A 9,967-nucleotide genomic window follows, 5' to 3' on the forward strand; every position below is an offset into this window, starting at 1 on the left:
TGCCAGATCACAGGCGCCCCCCGACAACCAGGACCGCCACGATGAAAATGCCGGATCTCGCCATCAGATTAGCTTGACTTGAGTGCCAACTGGCGTCCGGTCATACACTTCGATGATTTGTTCGTTAAACAGACCAATGCAGCCGTTTGATGAGCGCCGCCCGATCTTGCGTGTATCGTTTGTCCCGTGGATTCTGTAATACTGCCATGTCAAATGCATGGCCCGGATGCCCAAAGGGTTTTCCGGTCCGGGGGGCACATAGGATGGCAGAGTGGGGTCTCTTTCAAGCATGGACGGTGTTGGCGCCCAGTCCGGCTCTGGATCCTTGAAGACGATTTCGGTGTATCCGCGCCGCGTCAGCTCGTCTGTCATCGGCACGGACGTTGGATATATACGCATTTCGCCGTCTGCCGTCCAATGCTGCAGAACACGTGAGACCGTATCCGAAATGATGATGCCATTTCCGAGCCGATCAAAGTGATCCTGCCAAGCATGCGTTCGGAACGAAGACATGTTGCGCCGAACCGGAGCTTGTTCTTGAGCGCCCAGAATAGAAGGCGCTGCGAATGCTGCCGCCCCTACCCCGGTAGAGAATGAGCGACGTGTCAAAACTGTTTGTTTTTGGGTCATGGAACCAACCTCGATTAGGGTACCTGCTTCCGCGTTAGATTACCCAATCGCATGGTTTCCCTGAATAGCTGGGCGGTTGGTTTTTTGTAACTATATGTATCGCTATCAAGGCTCTGCGAGCGTTTTTGCTATTCTCACGTGGCGAAAGGTTTGAGCACAACACGCGTCTGGAGCGGGACTTGCTCGTATAACTCGACAATTTGGTTGTTCGTAAGCCTCGCGCAACCGTTCGAGACGCGTCGACCGATCGTCTTCGGGTCCGTGGTTCCGTGAATCCTTAGGTATGTGTCTCCTCGACCCGGTTGAAAGAGGTACAACGCTCTTGCACCCAGTGGATTTTTCAGTCCCCCAGGAACGCCGCCGGCAAAACGAAGATATCGGCCAGGCTCTCTGCTTATCATTGCAGGTGTCGGCGTCCAGCGCGGCCACTTTTGCTTGCGCGCGACATAGAACTCGCCGGATTCATAGAGGCCTTCCCTGCCAATTCCGACCGTGTACCTGACCGCCCGATGGTTCGGCAAAGTCCAAAACAACGCGAACTGGTTCGGATCGACATGTATTTCTCCCGGCTTCCCTGCCTCGGAATACTCAACTTCGCGCGGCAAATGCTCAGGAGGCACGACAGATGGTCCGATGCGGCGATCATGCTCTGCGTCACTATGTGCAAACGCAGTTTTTCCGCACACCGAAAGAGCAACAGCAGACGTCAAAAAATATCTTCGTTTCATATTCGTACCTTGGGATTTATTGTGTTTTGAGTTTAGTTATAGCATGCGCTATACGTGGCGAAAGTGACTCTTGTCGCGAGGTGCCGGCACCCGGCCTGATTGGCAGCGTGATTTCTGCGCGGAGCCCCGCATCAACGCGATTTTTCAACAAAATGGAACCGCCGTGCTCAAGGATGATACTTCGCGCAATTGATAGCCCCAAACCATGACCGCCCGTTTCTTGTGATCGCGACGTCTCAAGTCGGACATAAGGCCCGAAGACGGCCTCTAGTTGATTTTCGGGGATGCCGGGCCCATTGTCGTCAACGGCGATCACTACCTCATTGCCCGACCTTTCCCAAGATACTCTGGCCTCGTCCCCATAGCGGATCGCGTTCTCAATCAGGTTTCTCATGGCGCGCCCCATCGCACTTGGCTTCACAGATGCGATCAGGGGCCCTTCGCTGTTCATTTGAACCTTGTCCAACCCCATACCGATAATCAGATCATGAAGATCAATGGATTGGACGTCTTCATGCTGGCCCACACCCTTCGCGAAATCCAGAGTTGCATCGACCATCTGTTGCATCTCTTCGCTCGATGTCACTAAGGATGCGCGTGTATCCTCATCATCTACCATCTCTGCCCGCACGCGAAGAGCGGTCAGAGGGGACCGGAGATCGTGCGCAAGCGCCGCAAGCATCTGGGTTCGGTCACTGACAAAACGCGTCAGGCGATCCTGCATAGTATTGAACGCATGGGTCAGGTCTTGCACTTCCTTCGGTCCCACAACCGGCAAGTCCCCCTCTCCGGCACCACGCCCCAAGCGTTCGGATGCGTTTGCCAGGTTGTTGAGCGGGCCGGTCAATCTGGAGAGAAGAAACCAGAAACTGGCAACCAAGAGAAGGCCCGCAGTCACAGCAAATGATATGTTGGAGGCGAGGGACCATTGCAGCGGCGGCCTTTCAAATCGCGTACCGACGTTGAGCCAACTTCCACCTGCCAATGCAATAGAAAGCTCCATTTCAATGGCAGCAAGGCTGCCTTGCATCATTTCAGCATGCATTTCCGCCATTTCCGGTGACAGATTTGGAAGTGGCAGCAGGCCTCCTTCAATTTCATGAACCTCAACCCGAATATCACGGCTGTAACTCTCTCCCAGCAATGCCCGGATCCGTGCCTCAACCGCCCCGCCTTCATCATGATCTCCATGGGGGACCGTAGGAGCATTTGCCAGATCGAAACGCACAAGCGGTGAGGTTGCAGCGCGAATGATCTGCGCGTGCAGTTCCGGGGGAGCCCCTTCAATCAACTGAGCGACGTTTGCCGCGCGCGCCGCTGCTTCGGCACCGATCGCAGCCTGTACGGCAAGCGATCTTTCATCAACAAAGAACCACATGCTTAGGGCCTGTGCGAGGGACAATACGCCGAGGACCAGAAGCGCAATCTGCGCGCGCAACGTCCGTGGTAACATCTTCATGCGCATATCTCGACATCGCAAGACAGGCTGTATCCACCATTACGCACAGTCGCGATGACCCTGGGCCGCAATACATCCTGCTCGATTTTCCGGCGCAATCGACTCACCTGATTGTCTATTGTTCGATCCAGTGGCCCCGCTATGCGTCCTGTGCTGAGTTCAAGAAGCTGGTCTCTGTCGAGGACGGCCCTCGGCCTTTTGAGGAACAGCGTTAGCAATTTCAGTTCCCCGGACGTGAGTTGCGTGCGGGACCCAGTTTGGTCAATCAGAGTGCGACCGTCGACATCTAGCTCAAGATGCGCAAATTTGACTGTCTTCCCGGCAAAGTCGTCGATCTGCGGGATTTGCTGCGTTCGTCGCAGAATTGCATTAATCCGCGCCAACAGTTCTTTGGGGTTGAAGGGCTTCGCAAGGTAGTCGTCCGCCCCGCCGTCCAGACCAGCTATGCGGTCGTCATCGTCTCCCAATGCGGTCAGCATCAGGATCGGTGTATGTCCTTCCCTGCGCAGCCGCCGACACGCGGACAACCCGTCTTCCCCCGGCATCATGACATCCAACACGATGAGATCGAAATTGGCTTCTGCGAGCTTACTGTCCATCTGTTCGGCATTCTCTGCCGCAGATGCACGTAGTCCGTTCCGTTCCAGATAACTTGTTACGGATTTTCTGATCTCTGAATGGTCGTCGACGACCAGTATACGTGGTTGCTCTTTCATATTGTCTTTATAGACATTCCGGCTCAGGAACGCCCATCCCGTGATTGTAGCCAAATGTAACAACGTCTACCGGTCGACTCCCGAACGCATGTCAAGTATCAGAACCAAGAGAAAAAGGAGTTCGAAATGGACAGACGCCAATTTGTCTTGACGGTCGCCAGTGCGATTGCAGCAGGTCCCGCATTGTCACAGACTGCTACCCCGATGTTGCAGGTAACCAAAACACCGACCTGCGGCTGCTGCGGTGCGTGGGTTGATGAGATGATCTCTGCCGGGTTCAAAGCATCAGTTGAAGACGTCGACTATGACACCCTTCAAGTGTTGAAGCAGAAATACGGCATCGCGCCAGAGCTCGCCGGATGTCACACGACTTCTGTGAGTGGCTACTTCGTTGAGGGCCACGTGCCTGCCTCCGACATCGCGCGGTTGCTGCAGGAAAAGCCTGCGGCGCGCGGCGTGACAGCGCCGGGCATGCCTATGGGGTCGCCCGGTATGGGCACCAGGGGCGATCCGTATGATGTGATGCTTGTGCTTATGGACGGATCGACCCGGGTTTTCGCGACACACGGCTGACGTGCTTTCTCCCGATACGTTCCGACAAAGCTATTCTCCCGCGCTGCCATTTGGTAGGTTTTGTTGGAACGTATCCCTTCTGAGCATGGCAAGCATCCTGCCGTTTCTGTTTGTCTACGTCGTCAGCACGCCCAATTTTGCGGCGATGCTCGTGACGAATTCCACAGCGCTCGGGCGGTTTCTGCGTCAGGTGATGACAAACGGGCTGCCGGTTGTATTTATTGTCAACTATATCGGGTTTGTCTTCGCACATAACACGTTGAATAATCCCGACCGCTCGGAGATCGGGTATATCGTTCTGGATGGCCTCCTTCGAAGCGCCACTTTCATCGCGATTCACATTCTCGTTTATGTACTGTCGGCTGACTTGTTTGGCTCCTTCAGCGGCAATCGCGCAACCGCAGTAAGCGTGGTTGGACCAACGCTTGAGCGGTCGTTCATTTTTCACAACATCTCTGGCGTGTATCTCTACGCCGTTGTGCCGGGCGCATTCATCGCGCTTCTGGCCGTTCTGACAAAACGTTCAGGCGAGACGTCTGATACAAGCAAATCCAAAACGAGGAATATAGCTCTGCTCTTCAGCCTGGTCTCGATCCCCGGTGTGACAGTCTTGTCTTACGCGCTGAATTCGGCAACCTGACTGATTTACCCGGACAACTATTCGTAGACCGTCATCTGATCAAGTGTATCGAAATGTACCCTTGACCTTACCTCACTGGAATGTTGCACAGACGTCCGAGAATGTCTGGAGAGCTACATGTCTGACACTCAAAGCCAAAAACCCACCTGGTCATCGAAACTGATGCACTATGGCATGGTGGTCTGTTGTGCCGTCATGCTGTTGCCGATCGCGGCCTTCTTTGTCGCTGGGGGTACAATTGCCGGTCTGTGGACCAACGTCGGGCTTTTTGCGCCGATCGCACTCTGCCTCGGGGCACACGTTGTGATGCACAAATTGATTGGAAAGTCGTGCCACGGGTCAAAAGATGAGCAGGCGCAAGAGGATACATTGGATGCAGAATTCCGCGATGGACAGGTTCCTGCTCGGGACATTGCACGCTCGCGCTAAGCGTCGTCTGGCCCTCAGTTCCACCATCGTCGGTCTGCTTGTCCTGGGCGGATGCTCGACGTCAGGCGGGATTTGTCCGTTAGAGCCTCCGTCGGTTACACGGGCCGCTGCCGACAATGTGCGTCTACCCGATGGTTGCCGACTGGTGGGCCTGTCTGGAAAGGGCGTTCAAAAAGTATCCTGCGACGATGGAAGGAGCGGGTTTGCTTTCAATTAAGGCATCTTGCAACACGCTGTAGTGGTTGCCAGAGCCTCCAGTTTTTTTGCCGATCTGTCATCCCGCGCAGCAGCTCAGCTTCGCCACGTCCATGTCGAAGGTTTGCGCCGCCAACTTCAGCCCTTCCACGGTCGTCAGATACGGGAAGATCGTCTCGCCGAGCGCCTTTGTTGTCATGCCGAACTTCAGCGCCATGACGAGGGTCTGGATCGTATCGGACCCCTCGGGCGCGATGATCTGGCCACCAAGCAGCCGGTCGGTCTTTCTGTCCGCCACCAGCTTGATCAATCCGCGCGTGTCGCGTGCGGCCAGCGCGCGCGGCACTTGATCGAGCGGCACGATGGACGTCTTGACGTCGAAGCCCGCGTCCCGAGCCTGGGTTTCACTGGGACCGACGCCCGCGACCTGCGGGTCGGAAAACACAACCCAGGGCATCGCGGCGTTGTCGTAACGATGGTCCTCACCAAGCACTGCGTTTTTGGCTGCGAGCTTTGCACCATAGGCCGCCATATAGACGAACTGGTCACGGTTGGTCACATCGCCCGCAGCATAGATGCCGGGCACCGATGTCTGCATGTCCTCGCCGACGACGATGGACCCACGCGCGTCGGTTTCCACGCCGATTGCGTCCAGGCCCATATCTTCGGTATTGGCCCGCCTGCCAGCGGTCGAAACGAGGTGATCCGCCGTCACTTCGACAGGCTTTCCGTTCTGGATCACGCGCAGTGTCACGCCCGCGTCGTCGCGGCGCACAGTGTCGTAGCTTAACCCGGTCAGAAGGGTGATGCCTTCGGCCTCGAACGCCGCCGCCAATGCCTCCGAGACCTCTGGTTCCGCGCCGGGCAACAGATGCGAACGGGCAACAAGCGTGACCTTCACGCCCATGCGGCTCATCATCTGGGCCAGTTCCGCGCCGATGTAACCCGCGCCGATGAAGATCAGGCTTTTCGGCAGTACTTCGAGCTCCAGAAGACTGGTGCTGTCGAGCGCGCCGATTTCCTCGATGCCGTCGATGGTCGGCAGGACGGGACGCCCGCCCGTGGCGATGATGGTCCTCGGTGCTTTCAGGGTTCGCTCACCGACTGTCACGCCACCTTCGATCAGCCGCGCGGGACCGGCGTCGATGTAATCGACACCCTCATATTCCGGCAGAAGGTCCGCGTATTTCTTCTGGCGCAGGGTCTCGACCAGATCGTCCTTGGACTGAACGAGCGTCTGCCAGTCATCGACTTGCGCGTGGCCTGATAGACCGGGGAACCGTTTGGCAGCTCCCGCACCGTGCACGGCCTCTGCCGCGCGGATCATCGCCTTGGACGGCACGCATCCCACGTTGACGCAGGTTCCGCCGATGGTGCCATGTCCCACGAGAGCGACGCGCTTTCCGGCATCCGCGCCGGTAATTGCGGCGGAGAACCCCGCCGATCCGGCCCCAAGAACGATCAGGTCATAGCCGCCCTGTCCATCGTCGTTTTTGTTCAGGTCTTTCATCTCAGCGCGCCTCACCATACTCGGGGTTGTTCGATTTGGCAGCGAACAGATAAATGACCGCGCCGATTGCGATCAGCGGTGTGAGCATGCCGAGAAGACCGAAGAACATACCGGTGGCGGTGCAACATCCCATCATCATGAGAGCGTTCCTTTCTTTTGCGCACGGTTCAGCAGAACCGCGTAGAGTGCTGTGGCGGCGAAAACGCCGATTGTGATCCGTATTGCGAACCTGAATTCGAGAAGAATGATCAGGATCGACAGGGCCACCGCGAGGCCGGTGGCCCAAAGTTTCGGGGCCGGTCCCGGCTTGCCAGCGCGCAGCCAAAGGGCCTGTGCCACCACGGCGAGGCTGAAAAACAGCAGCGGGAACAGGGCGTAATCGAGCCAACCCGTTAGGGCCGACAATCCGACGCCAGCGACGATGACGACCAGAAGCGGCGTAAAGCAGCAGAGCGCGGCGAAGAGCGCACCGCCAAGCCCCCATTTCAGCAGACGGTCGGAATTTTCAGGTGTGCCAGTCAAGGAGCCGTCTTTCTCTGTGATGGGTCGGGGCCGGAGGCGCGTTTCATTTGCGAACGACGCAATGCGCGGACGATCAGGTAGGTCAGACCCGCCAAAACCAGCACGGCAATGCCACTCATTCCAGAGAGCCAAGCCCCAACGCCGCCGAACAACGCTGCAAGCACGGCAGTTCCGCCGCCGCAGCAGACGACCACGACCGGAGCTGCTATTCCGAAGGCCAGCAGGCCACCCATCAGATTGTCACGCATTGCAGGCGGCTCAGGAGGCTGTGTCGGGCAGCACCTGCGCCGGATAGCCATTGGCCGTCACCGCGCCGATGATGCTTTCGATGGAAGTTTCGGCGTCATCGTAGGTCACGCTGTAAACACCCTGCCCGTATTCGGGGCCGTCCTCGAATGCGGCGATCTCGACCGACGGAACACCGCGCATCGAGCTGGCGACGATGAATGAACAGGACGGGCATGTCAGTTCGCTGACGGCGATCTCGACCTGGCGCTCTTCAGCGAGGGTCGGAGTCGAGAGTGCGGCGATAGTCAGGGCGGATAGCAGAAGATGCTTCATGGTCATTGTCCTCGTTCAGAATTTCAGGATGAAGGGGGTGATGTAGGGAAAGATCATGGCGACAGCGACAATCGCGGAAGCGGCCCAGAGGGTCGCCCGCATGATTTGGCGGTCGATGGGGCGGGCGCAGGTGCCATCGGCACAGGACTCGGCATCTACAGGCTTGTAAGCCTTGTAGAAGCCGTATCCCAAGAACGCGGCGCTCAGCGCGAAGGTGTACCACTTGTAGGCATAGAGGGCCCCGAGCTGCGCGATGAACACGCCCGTCACGCCAAAGCTGACCAGAACAAGCGGCAGAATGCAGCACGAGGTCATCGCCAGCGCACCGAGGACGCCGAGGCCGGTCACGCCCCATCCCTTGGTGGTTTCGTCGCCAATTTTCTGCGACCGAGATTGCGGAAGTTCCGCCAAATTTTGTTCCATCGAATCTTCCTTGAACAGATATTTCCACCGTTCTAGGGTCTGTAGTTGATACAGGCTCAAGGGGTTTTTTTGCGAAATGAGTAACACAAGCGTGAGTTCAATTCGGCGGGGTGATTTGGCACGAGCGACGGGCTGCAACCCGGAAACCATTCGCTATTATGAGAAAATCGGCATCATGCCGGACCCGCCGCGCAGTACGAAGGGCTATCGAAGCTACGATGATACCCATGTACGACGATTGAAGTTCGTCATGCGGTCCCGAGCTCTCGGTTTCTCGCTAGAAGAGGTTCGCGGGTTGCTGGGCTTGGTTGATAATCGGATCCAGACTTGCGCCGAAGTCCAAGCCATGGCCGAAGTACATCTCGGAGAAGTGCGCGCAAAAATAGCCGATCTGACACGGATAGAACGCGTCTTATCAGAAACCGTCGCGCGCTGCACGGGCGATGCGGCACCCGACTGTGCCATCATTGATGCGCTTTTCGATGCATGAGCACGAAAACAGGTCTGGAAAGATGCTATTGGCGCATCCTGGCCAGTGCCTCTTGTAGAGTTTGCCGCCGCGGATCGTTTTGCGGAGCTACTGATAACAGTACTTCAGCACGTTCAAGTGCGGCGATTGCCTGTTCCCTATCACCCAAGACGGAGAAAGCGTTGCCAAGCCGCATCCACCCGTCAAAGTCATCCGGCTCATCTTCAAGACGCGCAGCCAGCCGTTCAACCATCGACATGATGAACGCCTGTCTCTCCTCCACGGTCAGGTCTAGAGCGTCTTCTATATCTTCCTGAGAAGGCCCGGGTGCACTGACCAACGGTGCAAAATCAGCCAGTGAGATCGGAGCTCTGCTGATCTCGGCGCCAATTCGGTTTGCTTCAGCAACAAAGCTTTCCATCCAGGGATAGAAACTGTCCGCGTTGTTCAGTCGTCTTATCAGCAAGTCATGTGCCTGCGCGATGTCGCCCTTCTGTCTCAATGCGACTGCCTTGTAGAAGACCGCCGCGGGATTGGACGGGTCCAGTTCCATCGCATGCTCGATTGCGGTCACCGCAGCCGGTGTCACAACACCTTGCTCTGCCGAGATAAGGGCCTCTGCAAGCATGGAGAAAACGGCCGAAGTGGCTTCTGGTCGTTTGGCGACAATCCCGAAGGCCTCGGCAGCATCTGCGAACCGACCCATTCTGGAATAGGTTTGTCCCAGAAGCATCCAGCCTTCTGACGGTCCTCCGGAGGGATCAGTCGTGAGCCGATCATAAAGCTGATTTGTCAAATCTGCGACTTTCGCCGTCTCTTGACGTTCAGCTGTCCGCTCGGAAAATGCAATGCCGGGTATCTCCGGTGATCCCATGACCGCGTAGTAACCGAATGCGAAGGCCGGAACGAACATAGCACTCAGAACAATGGCAAAGCGACCACCCGATGTCAGTTCCTTGGTCGCCTGAGCAGTCTTGCGCGACTGCATGAGAATCCGTCTCTTGATCTCCTGTTCTGCCGCGGTGGCTTCTGCGCCAGAAATGACACCGCGCTCAAGGTCCCGTTTGACCTCATCCAATTGGTCCAAGAGAACGGCGGGGGTTGTATCCGCC

15 protein-coding genes are annotated in these 9,967 nt (G+C 56.9%); 4 read left to right on the forward strand and 11 right to left on the reverse strand.

The genetic code is table 11. The features are described from left to right. Positions 1–63 precede the first annotated feature (63 nt). The 4 genes from TA5113_RS16250 to TA5113_RS16265 form a co-directional block, all read right to left on the reverse strand. Positions 64–630, reverse strand: a complete 567-nt coding sequence (locus TA5113_RS16250; protein WP_058314101.1) for a L,D-transpeptidase — start codon at positions 628–630, stop codon at positions 64–66. 134 nt (positions 631–764) lie between these two features. Further along, the gene (locus TA5113_RS16255; RefSeq protein ID WP_058314102.1) at positions 765–1,358 is read right to left on the reverse strand and encodes a L,D-transpeptidase; all 594 of its coding nucleotides are present in this window, start codon (positions 1,356–1,358) and stop codon (positions 765–767) included. 16 nt (positions 1,359–1,374) lie between these two features. Beyond that, positions 1,375–2,817: an ATP-binding protein gene (locus TA5113_RS16260; protein WP_058314151.1), complete on the reverse strand. Its 1,443-nt coding sequence runs from the start codon at positions 2,815–2,817 to the stop codon at positions 1,375–1,377. Further along, complete coding sequence (locus TA5113_RS16265; RefSeq protein ID WP_058314152.1) at positions 2,814–3,533, reverse strand: response regulator; 720 nt, start codon at positions 3,531–3,533, stop codon at positions 2,814–2,816. Before TA5113_RS16265 ends, TA5113_RS16260 begins: the two co-directional genes overlap by 4 nt. A 126-nt stretch (positions 3,534–3,659) precedes the next feature. Between TA5113_RS16265 and TA5113_RS16270 the strand changes: the two genes are divergently transcribed. From TA5113_RS16270 to TA5113_RS16280, 3 genes are all read left to right on the forward strand, one after another. Beyond that, the gene (locus TA5113_RS16270) at positions 3,660–4,106 is read left to right on the forward strand and encodes a DUF411 domain-containing protein (protein ID WP_058314103.1); all 447 of its coding nucleotides are present in this window, start codon (positions 3,660–3,662) and stop codon (positions 4,104–4,106) included. A gap of 85 nt (positions 4,107–4,191) precedes the next feature. Beyond that, positions 4,192–4,746, forward strand: a complete 555-nt coding sequence (locus tag TA5113_RS16275) for a hypothetical protein (protein ID WP_235872024.1) — start codon at positions 4,192–4,194, stop codon at positions 4,744–4,746. 117 nt (positions 4,747–4,863) lie between these two features. Continuing rightward, entirely contained in the window at positions 4,864–5,175 is a 312-nt protein-coding gene (locus TA5113_RS16280) for a DUF2933 domain-containing protein (RefSeq protein WP_058314104.1), read from the forward strand. Between the two features lie 274 nt (positions 5,176–5,449). Here the strand turns inward: TA5113_RS16280 and merA are convergent, their stop codons facing one another. From merA to TA5113_RS16300, 6 genes are read right to left on the reverse strand one after another with little or no spacing between them, the layout of a single operon-like run. Beyond that, positions 5,450–6,880, reverse strand: a complete 1,431-nt coding sequence (gene merA / locus TA5113_RS16285; protein WP_211317755.1) for a mercury(II) reductase — start codon at positions 6,878–6,880, stop codon at positions 5,450–5,452. Position 6,881: 1 nt separating this feature from the next. After that, on the reverse strand, positions 6,882–7,019 hold the full coding sequence (locus TA5113_RS17050) for a hypothetical protein (protein ID WP_153218051.1): 138 nt from the start codon (positions 7,017–7,019) through the stop codon (positions 6,882–6,884). After that, entirely contained in the window at positions 7,016–7,402 is a 387-nt protein-coding gene (merF, locus tag TA5113_RS16290) for a mercury resistance system transport protein MerF (RefSeq protein WP_072629816.1), read from the reverse strand. Before merF ends, TA5113_RS17050 begins: the two co-directional genes overlap by 4 nt. Continuing rightward, complete coding sequence (locus tag TA5113_RS16830) at positions 7,399–7,650, reverse strand: hypothetical protein (protein ID WP_072629817.1); 252 nt, start codon at positions 7,648–7,650, stop codon at positions 7,399–7,401. The genes merF and TA5113_RS16830 overlap by 4 nt, the downstream gene beginning before the upstream one ends. Before the next feature lie 10 nt (positions 7,651–7,660). After that, a complete protein-coding gene (locus TA5113_RS16295; RefSeq protein WP_072629818.1) occupies positions 7,661–7,963 on the reverse strand; it encodes a heavy-metal-associated domain-containing protein in 303 nt (100 codons plus the stop codon). A gap of 15 nt (positions 7,964–7,978) precedes the next feature. Beyond that, positions 7,979–8,386, reverse strand: a complete 408-nt coding sequence (locus TA5113_RS16300; protein WP_240310512.1) for a mercuric transporter MerT family protein — start codon at positions 8,384–8,386, stop codon at positions 7,979–7,981. A 76-nt stretch (positions 8,387–8,462) separates the two neighbouring features. Here TA5113_RS16300 and TA5113_RS16305 point away from each other — a divergent pair, with 76 nt between their 5' ends. Beyond that, positions 8,463–8,876, forward strand: coding sequence for a MerR family transcriptional regulator (locus TA5113_RS16305; RefSeq protein WP_058314107.1), 414 nt, complete (start codon positions 8,463–8,465; stop codon positions 8,874–8,876). A gap of 25 nt (positions 8,877–8,901) precedes the next feature. Here TA5113_RS16305 and ccmI read toward each other — a convergent pair. Beyond that, a partial coding sequence (ccmI, locus tag TA5113_RS16310) for a c-type cytochrome biogenesis protein CcmI (protein WP_058316827.1) occupies positions 8,902–9,967 on the reverse strand: 1,066 nt, incomplete at its 5' end.

The sequence above is a fragment of the Cognatishimia activa genome, assembly GCF_001458335.1.
GTDB lineage: Bacteria > Pseudomonadota > Alphaproteobacteria > Rhodobacterales > Rhodobacteraceae > Cognatishimia > Cognatishimia activa.